Origin of the sequence: Flavobacterium sp., from assembly GCF_044373165.1 — a bacterium.
In the GTDB taxonomy this organism is placed as follows: domain Bacteria; phylum Bacteroidota; class Bacteroidia; order Flavobacteriales; family Flavobacteriaceae; genus Flavobacterium.
The window spans coordinates 1-17,070 of the sequence record NZ_JBILQL010000049.1 but is presented as its reverse complement, the minus strand read 5'-3'; the positions used below and the strand labels follow the sequence as shown (position 1 = coordinate 17,070).

The 17,070-nt window shown below is 35.4% G+C and carries 18 protein-coding genes and 1 tRNA gene; 10 read left to right on the top strand and 9 right to left on the bottom strand.

Annotation, left to right across the window (positions count from 1 at the left end):
* Positions 1 to 912 (top strand): glutamate--tRNA ligase (locus ACIQ32_RS07785; protein WP_396195122.1); only part of this gene is annotated, 912 nt, incomplete at its 5' end.
* A 30-nt stretch (positions 913 to 942) separates the two neighbouring features.
* Here the strand turns inward: ACIQ32_RS07785 and ACIQ32_RS07780 are convergent.
* Positions 943 to 1,587: a PorT family protein gene (locus ACIQ32_RS07780; protein ID WP_396195121.1), complete on the bottom strand. Its 645-nt coding sequence runs from the start codon at positions 1,585 to 1,587 to the stop codon at positions 943 to 945.
* A 78-nt stretch (positions 1,588 to 1,665) separates the two neighbouring features.
* Here ACIQ32_RS07780 and ACIQ32_RS07775 point away from each other — a divergent pair, with 78 nt between their 5' ends.
* Positions 1,666 to 2,652, top strand: a complete 987-nt coding sequence (locus tag ACIQ32_RS07775; protein ID WP_396195120.1) for an SPFH domain-containing protein — start codon at positions 1,666 to 1,668, stop codon at positions 2,650 to 2,652.
* Between the two features lie 29 nt (positions 2,653 to 2,681).
* On the opposite strand, the gene ACIQ32_RS07770 is transcribed toward ACIQ32_RS07775, so the two are convergent.
* The 4 genes from ACIQ32_RS07770 to ACIQ32_RS07755 form a co-directional block, all read right to left on the bottom strand.
* Positions 2,682 to 2,936, bottom strand: coding sequence for a DUF6327 family protein (locus ACIQ32_RS07770; protein ID WP_396195119.1), 255 nt, complete (start codon positions 2,934 to 2,936; stop codon positions 2,682 to 2,684).
* A gap of 3 nt (positions 2,937 to 2,939) precedes the next feature.
* Positions 2,940 to 3,290: a competence protein gene (locus tag ACIQ32_RS07765; RefSeq protein WP_396195118.1), complete on the bottom strand. Its 351-nt coding sequence runs from the start codon at positions 3,288 to 3,290 to the stop codon at positions 2,940 to 2,942.
* On the bottom strand, positions 3,290 to 3,619 hold the full coding sequence (locus ACIQ32_RS07760) for a YtxH domain-containing protein (protein ID WP_396195117.1): 330 nt from the start codon (positions 3,617 to 3,619) through the stop codon (positions 3,290 to 3,292). Before ACIQ32_RS07760 ends, ACIQ32_RS07765 begins: the two co-directional genes overlap by 1 nt.
* Positions 3,620 to 3,899: 280 nt before the next feature.
* The gene (locus ACIQ32_RS07755) at positions 3,900 to 5,585 is read right to left on the bottom strand and encodes a glutamine--tRNA ligase/YqeY domain fusion protein (RefSeq protein WP_396195116.1); all 1,686 of its coding nucleotides are present in this window, start codon (positions 5,583 to 5,585) and stop codon (positions 3,900 to 3,902) included.
* A gap of 126 nt (positions 5,586 to 5,711) precedes the next feature.
* Here ACIQ32_RS07755 and folB point away from each other — a divergent pair, with 126 nt between their 5' ends.
* Complete coding sequence (folB, locus tag ACIQ32_RS07750) at positions 5,712 to 6,071, top strand: dihydroneopterin aldolase (protein WP_396195115.1); 360 nt, start codon at positions 5,712 to 5,714, stop codon at positions 6,069 to 6,071.
* 96 nt (positions 6,072 to 6,167) lie between these two features.
* Positions 6,168 to 6,238, top strand: a tRNA-Cys gene (locus ACIQ32_RS07745).
* Between the two features lie 400 nt (positions 6,239 to 6,638).
* Here the strand turns inward: ACIQ32_RS07745 and ACIQ32_RS07740 are convergent.
* The 3 genes from ACIQ32_RS07740 to rnr are packed head-to-tail and all read right to left on the bottom strand — an operon-like array spanning position 6,639 to position 10,245.
* The gene (locus ACIQ32_RS07740) at positions 6,639 to 7,331 is read right to left on the bottom strand and encodes a LysE family translocator (RefSeq protein ID WP_396195114.1); all 693 of its coding nucleotides are present in this window, start codon (positions 7,329 to 7,331) and stop codon (positions 6,639 to 6,641) included.
* Positions 7,332 to 7,387: 56 nt separating this feature from the next.
* Positions 7,388 to 8,053, bottom strand: coding sequence for a head GIN domain-containing protein (locus ACIQ32_RS07735; RefSeq protein WP_396195113.1), 666 nt, complete (start codon positions 8,051 to 8,053; stop codon positions 7,388 to 7,390).
* A gap of 11 nt (positions 8,054 to 8,064) precedes the next feature.
* Positions 8,065 to 10,245 carry a ribonuclease R gene (gene rnr, locus ACIQ32_RS07730; protein WP_396195112.1) on the bottom strand — a complete coding sequence of 727 codons (2,181 nt, stop codon included), beginning with the start codon at positions 10,243 to 10,245 and terminating at the stop codon, positions 8,065 to 8,067.
* Between the two features lie 201 nt (positions 10,246 to 10,446).
* Between rnr and ACIQ32_RS07725 the strand changes: the two genes are divergently transcribed.
* From ACIQ32_RS07725 to ACIQ32_RS07710, 4 genes are all read left to right on the top strand, one after another.
* Entirely contained in the window at positions 10,447 to 10,680 is a 234-nt protein-coding gene (locus tag ACIQ32_RS07725) for a DUF2007 domain-containing protein (protein WP_396195111.1), read from the top strand.
* Positions 10,681 to 11,307: 627 nt separating this feature from the next.
* Positions 11,308 to 11,739 carry a ribose 5-phosphate isomerase B gene (rpiB, locus tag ACIQ32_RS07720; RefSeq protein ID WP_396195110.1) on the top strand — a complete coding sequence of 144 codons (432 nt, stop codon included), beginning with the start codon at positions 11,308 to 11,310 and terminating at the stop codon, positions 11,737 to 11,739.
* Positions 11,740 to 12,061: 322 nt separating this feature from the next.
* Entirely contained in the window at positions 12,062 to 12,964 is a 903-nt protein-coding gene (locus tag ACIQ32_RS07715; protein WP_396195109.1) for a cation diffusion facilitator family transporter, read from the top strand.
* 296 nt (positions 12,965 to 13,260) lie between these two features.
* Complete coding sequence (locus tag ACIQ32_RS07710; protein ID WP_396195108.1) at positions 13,261 to 15,384, top strand: Tex family protein; 2,124 nt, start codon at positions 13,261 to 13,263, stop codon at positions 15,382 to 15,384.
* 69 nt (positions 15,385 to 15,453) lie between these two features.
* Here the strand turns inward: ACIQ32_RS07710 and tatA are convergent, their stop codons facing one another.
* Positions 15,454 to 15,654, bottom strand: coding sequence for a twin-arginine translocase TatA/TatE family subunit (gene tatA / locus ACIQ32_RS07705; protein WP_396195107.1), 201 nt, complete (start codon positions 15,652 to 15,654; stop codon positions 15,454 to 15,456).
* Between the two features lie 138 nt (positions 15,655 to 15,792).
* On the opposite strand from tatA, the gene ACIQ32_RS07700 reads away from it, so the two are divergent.
* Complete coding sequence (locus tag ACIQ32_RS07700) at positions 15,793 to 16,662, top strand: M23 family metallopeptidase (RefSeq protein ID WP_396195106.1); 870 nt, start codon at positions 15,793 to 15,795, stop codon at positions 16,660 to 16,662.
* A gap of 2 nt (positions 16,663 to 16,664) precedes the next feature.
* Complete coding sequence (locus ACIQ32_RS07695) at positions 16,665 to 17,030, top strand: SdpI family protein (protein ID WP_396195105.1); 366 nt, start codon at positions 16,665 to 16,667, stop codon at positions 17,028 to 17,030.
* Positions 17,031 to 17,070 lie beyond the last annotated feature (40 nt).

Sequence of the window (17,070 nt, the reverse complement as noted above, 5' to 3'; positions counted from 1 at the left end):
GGCATGCCAACCTACCATTTGGCGAATATAGTGGATGACCATTTAATGGAAACTTCGCATGTGATTCGCGGAGAAGAATGGTTGCCATCGATGCCTTTACACAGCTTATTATACAAAGCCTTTGGTTGGCAAGCGCCTGAATTTGCTCATTTACCCTTAATACTAAAACCTATCGGCAACGGAAAATTATCGAAACGCGATGGCGATAAAATGGGATTCCCGGTTTTCCCGTTAGAATGGAAAAGTGAAGAAGGCCTTTCCTCGGGTTATCGTGAGAAAGGATTTTTCCCGGAAGCGGTGGTTAACTTTTTGGCTTTGTTAGGCTGGAATGACGGAACCGAACAAGAATTGTTTTCCTTAGAGGAATTAGCTGAAAAATTTGATTTAAACCGAGTGCACAAAGCAGGAGCCAAATTTGACCCGGAGAAAAACAAATGGTTCAACCACCAATATTTGCAAAAACAAAGCGATGAAAGTTTGGCCGAAGCCTTTGCTCCTACTTTAACTGAAAAAGGAATCTCAATTGAAAAAGACAAATTAGTCAGCATCGTTTCCTCGATAAAAGAGCGTGCGAACTTTGTTTCCGAATTTTGGGATTTAGCCGATTATTTCTTTGTGGCACCAAGTTCGTATGATGAAAAAGCCGCTAAGAATTGGAAAGAAGACACACCGCAATTAATGCAACAACTGATTTCGGTATTGAACAACATTGAAGATTTCACTTCGGAAAACATCGAAGGCATCGTGAAAGATTGGATGACTAAAAATGAGATTGGTATGGGGAAAGTGATGCAACCGTTCCGTTTGAGTTTGGTTGGCGCGCTCAAAGGACCGCATCTTTTTGATATAGTAGCATTGATTGGTAAAGACGAAACCATCAAGCGATTAGAGAAAGCCATTGAAAGTTTATAAATAAAAAAGCCCCGAAGATTCGGGGCTTTTTTATAGGTTTATAATCACTTGTCCATTAATACTTCCTAAATTGCCTTTAAACTTATCGCCATTGTTTAACGCTTGCAAGGCATCGTCTTTGTTGAGTTTGTTTAAAATATTGGTAAAACCGTATTCGTAAAAAATCACGGCTCTGATGGTTCTGCTTCCGGCGGAACATCCTAAATAAAAATTACCGCTCACCGGTGAAATATCCACAATTTGGTCGGCGGTTAACAAAGTACCTTTTAAGATTCGGTTTTCATCCGTTGGATCGACTTTAAGTTTACCATTGATTTGTAACACCGGACCGAAATCTAAAGAAACGTGGTCTTCTACTACATTATAACTGAATAAAAATCGCACTTGAACACCTTGTATATTGTATTTAATGTCTTGATTGAGCGAAGATTTTAAAGAGAAGTTGTTCGAGAAAAATTGCATTCCGTAAATCATACTCCAATTGTTGTAATAATTGCCTCGAACCGAAAGACCACCGGCAAAACCCATTTCGGGACTGGCTTTAAAATTATTGGTGAATAAAGTTGTTTGTGAAATTCCGGCAGAAATACCGATACGGTTTCCATCTCTATTGCCGTATTGAGCAGTGCCGATTGTTGTTACCAACAACAAAAGGATAATAAGATTCTTGTTCATGAAATGATGACAGTTAATTTGTAACAAACATACATATATTTCGTATAAACACTGTATTAACAATTTAAATAATAAAAAATGGATGTTTTTTTAATTGGCTTTTTAGTCTTTGGTCTTTTAGTATTGTTCTCTTGCTTTTTTACCGTAAAGCAGCAAACCGCAGTGGTTATTGAACGATTCGGTAAGTTTTTAAGCATCCGAAATTCGGGTTTGCAACTTAAAATTCCTGTGATAGATCGAATTGCCGGTCGTGTGAATTTGAGAATTCAACAGTTGGATGTCATCATCGAAACCAAAACCAAAGACAACGTATTCGTGAAAATGAAAGTATCGGTTCAGTTTAAAGTGATCCAAGAAAAAGTGTATGAAGCGTTTTATAAATTAGAATATCCACATGATCAAATCACCGCTTATGTGTTCGACGTAGTTCGTGCAGAAGTGCCAAAACTTAAATTAGATGATGTTTTTGAACGAAAAGACGATATTGCTATTGCGGTTAAACGCGAATTAAACGAAGCGATGATGGCTTATGGTTACGATATTATCAATACTTTGGTAACCGATATTGATCCTGATATCCAAGTAAAAAATGCGATGAACCGAATCAACGCGGCAGATAGAGAAAAAACAGCCGCCGAATTCGAATCGGAAGCTCAAAGAATCCGTATCGTTGCTAAAGCCAAAGCAGAAGCAGAAAGCAAGCGTTTACAAGGTCAAGGTATAGCTGATCAAAGAAGAGAAATTGCCCGTGGTTTGGTTGAAAGTGTAGAGGTTTTAAACAATGTAGGCATCAATTCGCAAGAAGCTTCAGCTTTGATTGTAGTAACACAACATTACGATACGTTGCAAGCCATTGGTGCCGATACCAACTCGAATTTAATCTTGTTACCAAATTCACCTCAAGCCGGAAGCGATATGTTGAACAATATGGTGGCGAGTTTTACAGCTAGTAATCAAGTAGGTGAAGTCATGAAAAATGCTCCGAAACGCATTAAAAAGAAAAACGATCACACGTCAACCGATTATAATCCTTCAGATACTTCTAATCCTACTGAAGAAGTGTAATCCGATAATAACACTAAAAGAAAAGAGGCTTAATCGCCTCTTTTTTTATTTATAAACCAACTGATTACATAGGGTAATGCTATTTTTAAAATAGTGCCTAAAGTACCGGAAAATACTTTTTTATAAACGGCATAAAAACCCTGAACCGGTTCGGAAGGGAAAAAACTTTCTTTGGTTTTCTCATAACTAAGCTTCATCTTTTGGAAGTAGATTTCTTTTTCCAATTTGAGAATCTCTAAATCGTGTTCAATCTCGGCGTAAGAAGAATATTTTTTAGGCTCCATAATTTAGTCGTTAAAAAATATTTCGGAGAATTTTTCTAAGATTGGTCCTTCCACAATTTTGTCTTTCACCAAAAATAAGAGCATGGCTAAAACCAAATAAATTCCGGCCACGGCTAAAAAACCTAAAGGATAACTGTCAAACAATTTTCCAAAAGCCAAGGCTCCGGCTATGGAAACAAAAAGCAAAACTATCGTTAGGCATAGCGCAATCAACAAGAATTTAACCATTAAAGTGGTTGACTTCATAGCTACCTTAAAACCCCAAAGTTTATAGTAAGCCAGGCTACTTTCCATATAGGCTTTGGCATTTTCCTGTATGTCTTCTACATTTTCTTTGATTTCTTCAAAAGCCATTATTTCTGTAATTTGGCGTTTTGTTTTTTAAGCTCGGCTAATTTTTCTTCCAAAAAGGAAATGGCTTCTTCTGCTTTGTAACTTGATTTAGACAATAAATTTTCAACCGTATCTTTTAATTCATCTTTGGTCTGTGAAAATTTTTCTTTAGCTTCTTCTTCGACCGAATTGAATTTAGATTGTACTTCATCTTTTAAATCATCGAAACCATTTTTAATTTTTTCTCTCGTTTTTGAACCTTTATCAGGTGCAAACAAAATTCCGATACCTACTCCGATGGCAGCTCCGGCTAAAAGTGCCAAAATGCTGTCGCTACTTCTTCCTGACATAATTTTTGAAATTTTAATTTGATTAAAGTTACGAAAATTATGTCGAAATGCTGTTAATAGTGCGTTAAACGATTAAAACTTATTTTAAAGCGATATAAAAGCAGTTCGCTTGTGTTGGTTTAAAATGACATTCAAAAATTTTAAAAAACCAATAAAATCAATTTATGAAGGTCAATTTTAATTGGATAAAACTATATTGTTACAAAAAATAATCATTTTTATTAATAATAGAAAAAGCCCGTTATTAAACAGGCTTTTCATTTATAAAATCTATACTAAATTATTCTTTGCTTTCCACTTTAGCCCAAGTGTCTCTTAAGCCAACTGTTTTGTTAAAAACTAATTTTTGGGCAGACGAATCTTTATCTACACAAAAATAACCTAAACGTTGGAATTGGAATTGGTCTAAATTTTTAGCCGATTGTAAACTGGGTTCTACATAACCGGTAATTACTTCCAAAGAATTTGGATTAATAAATTCTTTGAAGTCGATGTCTTTATTGCCGTCCGGACTTTCATGAGAAAATAAACGATCATAAATACGAACTTCCGCTTCAATCGCATGATTGATAGAAACCCAATGAATGGTTCCTTTTACTTTGCGTTGAGAAGCTTCGGTGCCGCTTCCGCTTCGAGAATCGGTATCATAAGTACAATGAATCTCTGTAATATTCCCGTCGGCATCTTTAATCACGCTTTCCCCTTTAATGATATAGGCATTTTTCAAACGCACTTCAGTCCCTAAAGTCAGGCGGAAGAACTTCTTATTGGCTTCTTCTTGAAAATCTTCTCTTTCGATGTATAATTCTTTTGAAAATGGGACTTTTCTATAGGTCATTACTTCCTCTTCCGGGTTGTTTTCGGCTTCTAACCATTCTTCCTGACCTTCAGGATAATTGGTAATCACCAACTTTACCGGATTCAAAACCGCCATTACACGGTGCGTAGTTTTATTTAATTCCTCGCGAACACAGAACTCTAATAACGAAACATCAATCAAATTAGTTCGCTTGGCAATACCAATAGTTTTAGCAAAATTTCGAATAGCCATAGGCGGATAACCGCGACGGCGCATTCCTGAAATAGTACTCATTCTCGGATCATCCCAACCGCTAACGTGCTTTTCTTCAACCAATTGCAATAGTTTTCTTTTAGAAACAACGGTATGTGATAAATTTCTTCTGGCGAATTCTCTTTGCTTCGGACGTACTTTAGTATTATCATAAACTTGGTCTAAAAACCAGTCATATAACTCACGGTGTGGTAAAAATTCAAGGGTACAAAATGAATGTGAAATTTGCTCTAAATAATCGCTTTCGCCATGAGCCCAATCGTACATTGGATATATACACCATTGGTTACCGGTTCTATGGTGGTGAGAATGTAAAATACGATACATAATCGGATCACGCATCAACATATTGTTGTGCGACATGTCGATTTTAGCACGAAGAATATGCGTCCCGTTAGGAAATTCACCATTTTTCATGCGTTCAAAAAGATCTAAATTCTCTTCCACCGAACGATTTCTATAAGGAGAATTGGTTCCGGCTTGCGTAGGCGTACCTTTTTGTTGGGCCATTTCTTCCGAAGTTTGGCTGTCTACATAAGCCTTTCCATTCTTAATAAATTGAACTGCCCAATCGTATAATTGTTGGAAATAATCGGAGGCATAACATTCGGTATCCCATTGATAACCCAACCATTCTATATCTTTTTTAATTGCATCAACGTATTCCTGCTCTTCCTTAGCCGGATTGGTATCATCAAATCGCAAATTTACAGGCGACTGATAATCAATTCCTAAACCAAAGTTTAAACAAATCGCACTGGCATGACCAACGTGTAAATACCCGTTAGGTTCCGGTGGAAAACGAAAACGCAACTTGTCTTTAGACAAACCGTTTTTCAAATCTTCTTCGATAATTTGTTCAAGGAAATTAAGGGACTTCTCTTCTGTTGACATTATTTTTGTAATTTTAGCAAAGATAAAAATTTAGATGATAGATAAGAGATGAATAGATAATAGAACCTATTTTATTTATTTGATTCAAACTGAATACTGATTACGGAACACTGAATACTGCTTTATATGGGAACGATTAAATTACAAAACATAAGAACCTTTTCATTTCACGGTTGTTTGGAAGAAGAAGGAAGAATAGGTTCAGATTACCGAGTTGACCTTGAAATCAAGACTGATTTGAGAAAATCTTCGGTTACTGATGACTTGAAAGATACAGTAGATTATGTACTTTTAAACGGTATAGTAGTGGAAGAAATGGCTATTCGGGCTAAATTATTAGAACATGTAGCCCAAAGAATAGTTACCAGAATCTTCAGAGAAATCCCTTCGGTATCCAGAATAGTACTAGCGGTTTCCAAACTCAATCCACCTATTGGCGGTGATGTTGAAACGGTTACCATTGAATTAGAAGAATACAGAAGTTAAAAGAATTACGATTTTTAAATTACGAATTACGAAAACAAAACTTTTTGCCTTTTGCCTTTTGCCTTTTAACTTTTTTAGTATATTTGCCGTCCAACTGGCATCGTGGCCGAGCGGCTAGGCACCGGTCTGCAAAACCGTATACTCCGGTTCGAATCCGGACGATGCCTCTTAATTAAGCTCTCTTTTTGAGGGCTTTTTTTATGGCTAATTTTTAGAAAAAATTAAATAAAGATTATGTTCGAATCCGGACGATGCTTTTTATTAAGCTCTCTTTTTGAGGGCTTTTTTTATGGCTAATTTTTAGAAAAAATTAAATAAAGATTATGTTCGAATCCGGACGATGCTTTTTATTAAGCTCTCTTTTTGAGGGCTTTTTTTATGGCTAATTTTTAGAAAAAATTAAGTAAAGATAATGTTCGAATCCGGACGATGCTTTTTATTAAGCTCTCTTTTTGAGGGCTTTTTTTGTGGCTAATTTTTAGAAAAAATTAAGTGGAGAAATGGTTTGTAGTCTTGCGATAGGCGAATAAAAAACCTCAGGGTTAATTGAGGTTTTATATCTAATTTTTACTCTTGCTCTTCTAATTTTTCAATAGCAGAATTGACTATTTTTTGCTCTTTTGGGAACCAAGCTTGAGACAACAAAACCACACCGCAAATGATTAAAGCGATACTGATAATCTTTTTGATTAAGAGAATATTTTTAGGGTTGAGTTTACTACGCAACTGTTTAGCTAGTATGATTTTAAATAAATCCGTAATAAAATAAACTATGATTAAAGTAGCGAAAAAAGTTATCATTCGCGAAGCCTTTAATTCTAATTGCGGTCCAATTGTGATTAGTATAGCCAACCAAAATCCGAGTACACCTATATTGATAAAGTTTAAGAAGAAACCTTTGATAAACAAAGAAAAATAATTGGTTTTTGCCAATTCTTTAGGGTCAATTTCATCGATACTTTTTCTCGATTCTTTTTTGTTTTTGATAAAAGAAATGATACCGTAAGTAAGCATCACTAATCCGCCAAAAATAAACAAAGCCGGATCGTCTTTAATGCTTTGAATCAAACGATAACTACTGAAAAAAGCAATAAGAATAAAAATGATATCCGCTAAAACAACCCCTAAATCAAACATTACAGCCGCTCTGAATCCTTTGACTACGCTAGTTTCCAGGAGTACAAAAAACACAGGACCAATCATAAAACTCAGAAAAAAACCAAGCGGAATGGCGGATAAAATATCGTTGATAAAAATCATTGCTAGAATTTTGACATTGCAAGTTAGAATTAAATTTGAAAAATTTGAAAAAAATTCTACTTTGCCTCTTGTATTGTACCGCCGGCAATGACTTTTTGATTGATTTGTTTGGGTTTGCCATAAATAGTGATATCGCCACCGGCTCTGACTTTGGCTTCTACTAAATCGGTCGCAAAAACATCGGCTTCTCCACCGGCATTGGCAGTTATAGTTGTTTGCTTAGTCTTAAAATTTCGCGCTTCGTAAATACCACCTGAATTGGTTAAAACATCTTGATTATCAGCATTGCCTTCAATATTTATGGTAGAACCATTAGCTACTCTGACATTCAATTTACCAACATTTAAAGTCATTCTGATTTGTGAACCTTCTTTTGCATTGATCTCAAATGAAGTCGATTGAATAATATCTCCACAGGCAATTCGAGAACCTTCATTGGCTTCAACTGCAGTTAAACTATTAAAATAAACAGTAACTGAAATGTGATCGCCGGCTAATAATTTAGTCAAAGGCATTCTGATTTTCAATTCACCATTTTTATTGACTAACTCAACTTCATTGGCTTCTTTACCATCAATAACCACTTTATTCTCTTTGCTTTTAACCAATATAACATCGATTTGATCAAATGAGGTTACTTTGGTAAAATCACCAACGTTTTTTTCAACTTGTGCGAAAGCAATTGAGCTGAAAAATAATAAACTGCAAACTAAATTTTTCATACTTTTTAAAATTATTCGTTTCTTCTTATAAAATGAAAATCCAATTGTTTTTTAACCAAATCGGCATTTTTAACTTTAACATACACTTCGTCTCCTAATTGCAACAATGCCTTTGAAACCTGACCTACTAAAGCATATTGTTTCTCATCAAACACATAGTAATCTTCCTTTATTTCTCGGATTCTAACCATGCCTTCGCATTTATTTTCGATAATTTCTACATAAATTCCCCATTCGGTTACTCCTGAAATGACACCTAAAAACTCCTGGTCTTTATGGTCTTGCATGTATTTAACCTGCATGTATTTTACCGAATCTCTTTCGGCTTGGGCTGCTAAAGCTTCCATATCACTGGAATGCGCACATTTCTGTTCAAAATCTTCCTGGTTAGCACTTTTTCCGCCATCTAAATAATATTGTAATAATCGGTGTACCATTACATCGGGATAACGTCTAATAGGCGAGGTAAAATGACTGTAGAAATCAAATGCTAATCCGTAATGGCCTATATTTTCGGTAGAATAAACTGCTTTACTCATGCTTCGAATGGTAAGGGTATCGACTAAATTTTGTTCTTTTTTACCATTCACTTCATTCAATAAATTGTTTAATGATTTTGAAATATCTTGCTTGGATTTCATGTTAATCGTATACCCAAATTTAGAAATCACAGTTTGCAGATTGATTAATTTATCTTCGTTAGGTTCATCGTGAATTCGGTACACAAAGGTTTTCTTTTGTTTACCAATAAATTCCGCTACTTTACGATTGGCCAACAACATGAATTCTTCAATCAAGTGATTGGCATCTTTCGAAATTTTAAAGAACACACCAACCGGTTCAGCAGCTTCGTTTAAGTTGAATTTAACTTCTACTTTATCAAACGAAATCGCTCCGGCAGCCATTCTTTTCCTTCTTAAAATTTTAGCCAATTCGTCTTGCTTTAAAGTGGCTGCTACAATTTCAGCAGGAACTTTATATTCCTTTCCGGTTAAAGAAATCTCAGCCGGAATAATGTCACTTTTGGTTTCAATAATATGTTGTGCTTCTTCGTAAGCAAAACGTTGGTCAGAGTAAATCACTGTTCGACCAAACCATTGATTGACTACTTCCGCTTTAGGAGTTAATTCGAATACCGCAGAAAAGGTATATTTTTCTTCATGAGGTCGGAGTGAACAAGCAAAATTCGATAATACTTCGGGTAACATAGGCACCACTCTGTCTACCAAATACACTGAAGTAGCTCGTTTATAAGCTTCATCATCTAAAATAGTGCCTTCTTTTAAATAATGCGAAACATCGGCAATATGAATACCAATTTCGTAATTTCCGTTCTCTAACACTTGGTACGATAAGGCATCATCAAAATCTTTGGCGTCTTTCGGATCAATGGTAAAAGTTAAAATCTTACGTATATCACGACGTTTAGCTATTTCTTCTGGCGTAATTGAAGTATCAATTTTATTAGCATAAGCTTCTACTTCTATCGGGAAATCATAAGGTAAACCGTATTCGGCTAAAATAGCATGAATTTCAGTGTTGTGTTCACCCGGTTTTCCTAAAACTTTGATTACTGAACCAAAAGGAGAATCAGCTTTAACCGGCCAATCTTCTAGTTTAACCAAAACAACATCTCCATGTTCTGCTTCCCCTAATTTATTTTTAGGGATGAAAATATCAGTGTACATTTTAGCATTGGCAGTCGTTACAAAACCAAAATTCTTTTGAATATCTATTACACCAACAAATTCTTCTTTGTGGCGTTCTAAAATTTCCAGTACTTCGGCTTCGGGCTTTCTTGAACTTCTTCGGTCGTAAACATAAGCTTTTACCAAGTCGCCGTCTAAAGCATGATTCAAATTTACAAAAGGAACAAATACATCGTGTTCTAATTCGTCACAAACAAAATAAGCTGTTTTACGCGAAGTCATATCAATGGTTCCTTCGTAGTATTTTTGGCTACTGGCTTTTACCAAATACTTACCGGGTTCGGATTCTATAATTAATTTTTGAGCCGCTAAAACTTTTAAATCTTTGATAATTTCATTCCGACTTTTAGTATCGTCGAGCTCTAATATAGCTGCTATTTGTTTGTAGTTGAATGGTTTATTGGGATTTTTAGACAGTATTTTAAAAATCTTCTCGGAAAATGTTTTAGTGTTTTTTCCGAACTTTTTGGGTTTCTTACTCATTGTATCTTTTTATGTGTGTGTTAATATTTTTCATAGGAACACATAGAATATAGCTTATACAAGTATTGATTTCTTTTCTAAAATAGTTAAGCTATATTTCAATTAATGTTGAAAATTACAAAATAGTAATTAGTAAATAGTAATTAGTGATTAGTTTTAATTAAAAAATAACAATTTGTATCTTTATAAAAACTAGAAAAAATGACCGAATTTATAACCGTTGCTACCTTTAATTTCGCTCATGAAATGATGGTTTTAAGAACCATACTGGACCGTGAAGGTATTCCTTATTTGTTTCAAAATGAAAATTTAATTGCAATTGATCCTTTAGCCAGTTTAGCCTACGGTGGTATTCAGTTAAAAGTTCATCCTAACGATCTGGAAAAAGTTCAAAACATAATAAATGACCTTAACAATCATTTAAAAATTGTTTGAAGTTTTCAACAACTATTAAAAACAAAAACAAGATTTTTAAAATTATTTAAATTTTATGATGGTTATTATAGTGTGTTAATTATGCGAATAACTTTTTCAAGTTTTATTTTTAAAAAAAGTTATCTTAATTTATACAGAGAAATTAACAACGATTTTAAAATCTAAAGTCCTTAAAATGAATTAAAATTTAGTTTTTATTAACAGTTGTTAACAGTCGGTCATAAGGGTAAAACATTAATAAGTTTTATGGTTGACTTTTGTTGAAAACCATCTTTTTTTTGCTCATAAATTTTCTAAAAAAAGCCAAAACTAAATTTGATTTTCTCGATGTAATTTTTGCTTAGAAAAAAAGAAAGACGAACTAAAAAAACTTCTGATTTTCTATCCAAAGTTGTTAACAATTGGTGTTAATTTAAAGTTAACTGATTATCAAGGATTTGCAAAACACTATTAACATCTTATAATTTTAACATTTATATTGAAATTTATCTAATGATTTTCAGTTAGTTATAGAATTTTCTCAAAATCCCAAATAGCTTGTTTTTTAATAATCAAGTAGTTACAATAAAGTAATAATTCAACCGATACTTTCCGTAAATTTGTGCTCACAACCATACAATTAAAATCATGACAATCTCCATCGGAAACGATCACGCCGGACCGGATTATAAAAAAGCCATCGTTGCTTATTTAGAACAAAAAGGCCACCAAGTAATCAACCACGGAACGGATACTTTTGACAGTGTTGATTATCCCGATTTTGGTCATCCGGTAGCAACTGCCGTTGAAACTGAAAAAGCCGATTTTGGTATAGTAATTTGTGGTTCCGGTAACGGCATTAATATGACTGTTAACAAACACCAAGGGATTCGTTCAGCTTTGTGTTGGACCAAAGAGATTGCCACTTTAGCGCGTCAGCACAATAATGCTAATATTATTAGTATTCCCGCCAGGTATACCTCAATTCAACAGGCTGTAGAAATGGTGGAAACTTTTTTAAATACTGATTTTGAAGGTGGAAGACACGCCAACAGAGTCAATAAAATAGCCTGTCAATAATTTATGTATCCGAAAACCGTTATAGAGTATAATAATTTTGGCCGAAAAACGGCTCTGGCCACTTTTTTAACCGGAAGCTTAATTGTTGCGCTTTATTATTACACAACTTTTAGCGGAATGATTTTCATCAGTCTGTTCTTTATTATTTCTTTTTTTGGATTAAACACTGTAGTTTCAGTATCTCTTATCATGCTTATGCTGAAAAATAAAAAAGATAAAAATTCCATCCTAATAACTCTTTTTTTAATGTCGCTTAACCTGCCGATAGGTTATGCTTACTTGCAATTAGGTTTTAAAATTTACGCCCATACGAATATTTAAAATGAGCGAAATACACATTCACAAACACGAAGTTAAAGGCAGAAACCTAGTGCTTTCTATACTTTTAAACTTACTAATAACGATTGCCCAAATTGTGGGTGGAATTATTTCGGGCAGCTTGGCATTAATCTCTGATGCATTGCATAATTTTTCCGACGTTCTGTCTTTGATTTTTAGTTATGTAGCCCATAAATTATCCCGAAGAAAAGCTTCAATTAATAATACTTTTGGTTATAAAAGAGCCGAATTGATTGCTGCCTTTGTTAACGCATCGACTTTGGTAATAGTAGCTTTTATTTTGATTTACGGTGCTGTCGAACGTTTTTTCAATCCGCATCCTATCGAATCCGATTTGGTTATTTGGTTGGCTTTGTTGGGAATCATAGTCAATGGTCTGTCGGTTATTTTTCTCCGCAAAGATGCCGAGCACAATCTTAATATGAAATCAGCCTATTTACATTTACTAACCGATATGATGGCTTCTGTAGCGGTCTTGATTGGCGGTTTGTTAATGAAATTTTACGGTTGGTTTTGGGTTGACAGCTTAATGACTATCGTTATTGCTATTTACTTAATTGTTGTTGGATTAAAATTATTGGTTGCGTCTACCAAAATGTTGATGTTATTCACTCCGGATTTTATCGATATTAAAGAATTGGTTCGCGAAGTACATAAAATTCCAGGGGTCAAAAAATTACACCACATTCATGTTTGGCATCTGAATGATGAAGAATTACACTTGGAAGCTCATTTAGATTGCTCGGAAGACATTAGAATGAGCGAATTTAATGAGTTATTACACCAAGTGGAACAAGTGTTATTTCAACAATTCAACATCAACCACATCAACATTCAACCCGAATTTAAAAAGGAAGATCCTAAAGACTTTATAGTTCAGGATTAACCTAAATACTTACAACAAAAATTCCAAAACACAACAGCAATAAAAATACCGGAACAGCCACAATTAGGTTTAAATTTCGTTTGAGCAGCAATTTTTTTTGATGGAAAAAATAACTTTCAATCAGCAATAAACAAGACCAAATAAACAATCCGGTTAGAATACTAAACAGATAAGCCAAAAAAAATTCTTCATAGTCCATATAAAAAAACACACTTCCAAAACACAACAGTACCAATAACAGTATACGAAGCAAAAAATATTTTATCATTGTCCAAACCATCTCTCAAAGATACAAAATGACCAACATACAATTCATTCAAAACCAAGTTACCGCTTCACCCAAAAGTATCGAAGCCACGCTGCAATTATTGTCTGAGGATTGCACTATCCCTTTTATTTCCCGTTACCGAAAAGACCAAACCGGGAACTTAGACGAGGTAGTCATTGAAAACATTGCCAAACTGTCTAAACAATTTGACGAAATAGTAAAAAGAAAAGACAGTATTTTAAAATCGATTGAAGAACAAGGACAATTGACCTCGGATTTGAAAGCCAAAATTGAAAACAGCTTCGATTTACAAGATATTGAAGATTTGTATTTGCCCTTTAAAAAGAAGAAAAAAACCCGAGCCGATGTCGCCCGAGAAAACGGATTAGAACCTTTGGCCAAAATAATCATGGCGCAAAACGCAGATGATATTGAATTTATCGCGTCTAAATACCTGAACGCCAAAGTACCCAACGAAGACGATGCTTTGCAAGGAGCGCGCGATATAATTGCGGAATGGATTAACGAAAATGTTTACATCAGAAAAAATATCCGTCGCCTGTTTCAAAGAAAAGCGATGGTAGAAACCAAAGTGGTAAAAACCAAAAAAGACGACGAAGCCGCCCAAAAATTTACTCAGTATTTCGATTGGGCCGAACCGATATCCAAAGCACCATCACACAGATTGCTGGCCATGTTGCGCGCCGAAGCCGAAGGTTTTGTCAAGTTAAATGTAGCCATCGAAAAAGAAGAAGCCATCGAATTCATAGAAAACAATACTATCAAAAACAATCGGGAAACAGCCGATCAACTGCGATTGGCCATCAAAGACAGCTATAAAAGATTATTAGAACCGGCCATTGCCAACGAAACTTTGCAAGAAGCCAAAGCCAAAGCCGACAACAAAGCCATTGAAGTATTTGCCGGCAATTTGAGCCAATTGCTTTTAGCACCGCCATTAGGCGAAAAACGAATTTTAGCCATAGATCCGGGCTATCGCAGTGGTTGTAAAGTGGTTTGTTTGGACGAAAAAGGCGACTTGCTCTACAACGAAACCATCTATCCGCACCAGCCGCAAAATGAAACGGCTATGGCCATGAAAAAAATAAAATCGATGGTGAACGCCTATAATATTGAAGCGATTTCCATCGGTAACGGAACGGCATCGCGCGAAACCGAATTCTTTATCAAGAAAATTGCTTTTGATAAGCCGGTTCAGGTTTTTGTGGTTTCAGAAGCCGGTGCATCGGTGTATTCTGCCAGTAAAATTGCCCGAGACGAATTTCCTAATTTCGACGTCACCGTAAGAGGTTCGGTATCTATCGGAAGACGACTTTCTGATCCTTTGGCCGAGTTGGTGAAAATTGATGCCAAATCTATCGGTGTAGGTCAATACCAACATGATGTAGACCAAACCAAACTCAAAGAAGAACTCGATACTGTAGTAGTTCGTTGCGTGAATTCGGTCGGCATCAATATCAATACCGCCAGCAAATCATTACTCAGTTATGTGTCGGGTATAGGCGAAAAAATGGCCGATAATATAGTCGCTTTCCGAAGCGAAAACGGTCCGTTTGAAGACAGAAAACAACTCAAAAAAGTTCCTCGTTTGGGCGATAAAGCCTACCAACAAGCCGCCGCTTTTATCCGAATCAAAGACGGAAAAAATCCGCTGGACAATTCAGCTGTTCACCCCGAAGCTTATGCAATAGTGGAAAAAATGGCGAAAGATTTGGGATTGAAAACAGCTGAATTAATAGGGAAAAAGGATAAAATTGCTTTGATCAAACCCGAAAATTATATTACGTCCGAAATCGGAATTTTAGCCGTTAAAGATATTTTAAAAGAACTCGAAAAACCCGGACTCGACCCAAGAAAAGCCGCCAAAATTTTCGAATTCGATCCAAACGTCAAAACTATCAAAGACATCCGCACCGGTATGATTTTACCCGGAATTGTCAACAACATTACGGCATTCGGTTGTTTTGTCGACATCGGAATCAAAGAAAGCGGTTTGGTACACATTTCCCAACTCAAAGAAGGTTTTGTATCAGATGTAAACGAAGTGGTCAAGTTGCACCAACACGTTCAGGTAAAAGTAGTGGAAGTGGATGAAGAAAGAAAACGCATTCAACTCACGATGATTTTTTAAAAACAAAAAAATCCCAAATTCAATGATTACTGAATTTGGGATTTCGATTAAGGAATTAGGTGAAGAAATTTATTCTTTCGTTTCCTCTTCTTTTTTTGCCGGAGCAGCAGTATCGTCTTTAGCGGCTTTTTTAAATTCTTTAACGCCACTTCCTAAACCTTTCATCAATTCCGGAATTTTTTTACCGCCAAAAAGCAATAAAACAATCGCCAAAATCAACAAGATTTGTGGCATCCCGATTTCTCCTAAAAATATCATTAAAAAGTTCATCTCGTCTGTGATTAAATTAAAAACTACGCAAAGGTAGAAAATAAATCAATAGCTGCACTTATTTGTGATTAAAGAACAACAAAGTTTATGAAATCGTTAGCAGATATAATTTCTATATTTGTGGTATAATCATTTACCATGTCGGAAAAACGGCTCAAGCGCAAAATCATCAAAAAAAAACTGTTCACGAAAAACCGATTGGTTATTCTGAATGAAGATACTTTTGAAGAAGTATTCTCTTTGCGGTTGACTTTGATGAATGTTTTTGTGGTGGCTTCTATTGGTGCGCTGTTGATTATTTTTATCACCACTTATATCATTGCTTTTACGCCATTACGAGAATATATACCGGGTTATGCCTCAACCAAACTTAAAAAAGACGCCACGGAATTGGCTCTAAAATCCGATTCTTTATCCCGAGCTTTGAAAAAAAATGAAGCCTACATCGCTTCCATCAGAAAGATTTTAACCGGCGATTTGGATTATGCCAAATTCAGCAAAGATTCAATTACCGCTACAAATCTAGAACCGGTATCCGAAGAAGATTTGCAACCTACCAAAGCCGATTTATTACTTCGGGAGCAAGTGGCTCGCGAAGACAAATACAATTTGTTTGAAAAAGCCAAACCCAAAACAGGTGTGGTGCTTTTTCCACCCGCCAAAGGACTGATTACCGAAAAATACAATCCTAAAGAAAAACATTACGCAGTAGATGTAGCTTTAGCCAAAAACACACCAATCAAATCAATCTTAAGCGGCACCGTCATTTTTGCCGATTGGACACCAACCAATGGTAACGTAATCATCATTCGCCACAATAACGGATTCATTTCAGCTTACAAGCATGCCGCCTCGCTTACCAAAGACCAAGGAGAAAACGTCAAATCCGGTGAAGTTATAGCCTTAGCCGGTTCAACCGGACAAGAATCTACCGGCGTACATTTGCATTTCGAATTGTGGAAAGACGGTTACCCAATTGATCCATCTATTTTTATAGCCTTCGAATAATCATGGAAGATTTTTTAATTGTTGTAGTCGAAAAACTTTTCTTCATGCCTTTTTTAATGGGCCTTGTTTTTGTGTTTACAGCACTCATTTCACTCCGATTTCCGCCCAAAAAAATCAATAATTTGTACGGCTACAGAACCGGAAAGTCAATGAAAAATCAACAGGTTTGGGATTTCTCTCAAAAATATTCTTCGGTTATAATGCTGCAAATCGGCTTTTTCCTTTTGGCGGTTTCGTTTTTGGGACTGGTTTTTCACCTGAATGAAAAACAGCAAGTTATCTTCGGAGTAGCACTCTCGGCATTGGTTTGTATTTATTTATTTTGGAGTACCGAAAGAGCGATTAAAAAGAATTTTCCAAACGAATAATTATGTCCATCAAATCCATCGCTGCGAAATTATTTGCGCA

Bases quoted from the DNA above. Each gene is read 5' to 3' on its own strand.
- ACIQ32_RS07780 (WP_396195121.1), bottom strand. From the start codon at position 1,587: ATGAACAAGAATCTTATTATCCTTTTGTTGTTGGTAACAACAATCGGC.
- ACIQ32_RS07775 (WP_396195120.1), top strand. From the start codon at position 1,666: ATGGATGTTTTTTTAATTGGCTTTTTAGTCTTTGGTCTTTTAGTATTG.
- ACIQ32_RS07770 (WP_396195119.1), bottom strand. From the start codon at position 2,936: ATGGAGCCTAAAAAATATTCTTCTTACGCCGAGATTGAACACGATTTA.
- ACIQ32_RS07765 (WP_396195118.1), bottom strand. From the start codon at position 3,290: ATGGCTTTTGAAGAAATCAAAGAAAATGTAGAAGACATACAGGAAAAT.
- ACIQ32_RS07760 (WP_396195117.1), bottom strand. From the start codon at position 3,619: ATGTCAGGAAGAAGTAGCGACAGCATTTTGGCACTTTTAGCCGGAGCT.
- ACIQ32_RS07755 (WP_396195116.1), bottom strand. From the start codon at position 5,585: ATGTCAACAGAAGAGAAGTCCCTTAATTTCCTTGAACAAATTATCGAA.
- folB (WP_396195115.1), top strand. From the start codon at position 5,712: ATGGGAACGATTAAATTACAAAACATAAGAACCTTTTCATTTCACGGT.
- ACIQ32_RS07740 (WP_396195114.1), bottom strand. From the start codon at position 7,331: ATGATTTTTATCAACGATATTTTATCCGCCATTCCGCTTGGTTTTTTT.
- ACIQ32_RS07735 (WP_396195113.1), bottom strand. From the start codon at position 8,053: ATGAAAAATTTAGTTTGCAGTTTATTATTTTTCAGCTCAATTGCTTTC.
- rnr (WP_396195112.1), bottom strand. From the start codon at position 10,245: ATGAGTAAGAAACCCAAAAAGTTCGGAAAAAACACTAAAACATTTTCC.
- ACIQ32_RS07725 (WP_396195111.1), top strand. From the start codon at position 10,447: ATGACCGAATTTATAACCGTTGCTACCTTTAATTTCGCTCATGAAATG.
- rpiB (WP_396195110.1), top strand. From the start codon at position 11,308: ATGACAATCTCCATCGGAAACGATCACGCCGGACCGGATTATAAAAAA.
- ACIQ32_RS07715 (WP_396195109.1), top strand. From the start codon at position 12,062: ATGAGCGAAATACACATTCACAAACACGAAGTTAAAGGCAGAAACCTA.
- ACIQ32_RS07710 (WP_396195108.1), top strand. From the start codon at position 13,261: ATGACCAACATACAATTCATTCAAAACCAAGTTACCGCTTCACCCAAA.
- tatA (WP_396195107.1), bottom strand. From the start codon at position 15,654: ATGAACTTTTTAATGATATTTTTAGGAGAAATCGGGATGCCACAAATC.
- ACIQ32_RS07700 (WP_396195106.1), top strand. From the start codon at position 15,793: ATGTCGGAAAAACGGCTCAAGCGCAAAATCATCAAAAAAAAACTGTTC.
- ACIQ32_RS07695 (WP_396195105.1), top strand. From the start codon at position 16,665: ATGGAAGATTTTTTAATTGTTGTAGTCGAAAAACTTTTCTTCATGCCT.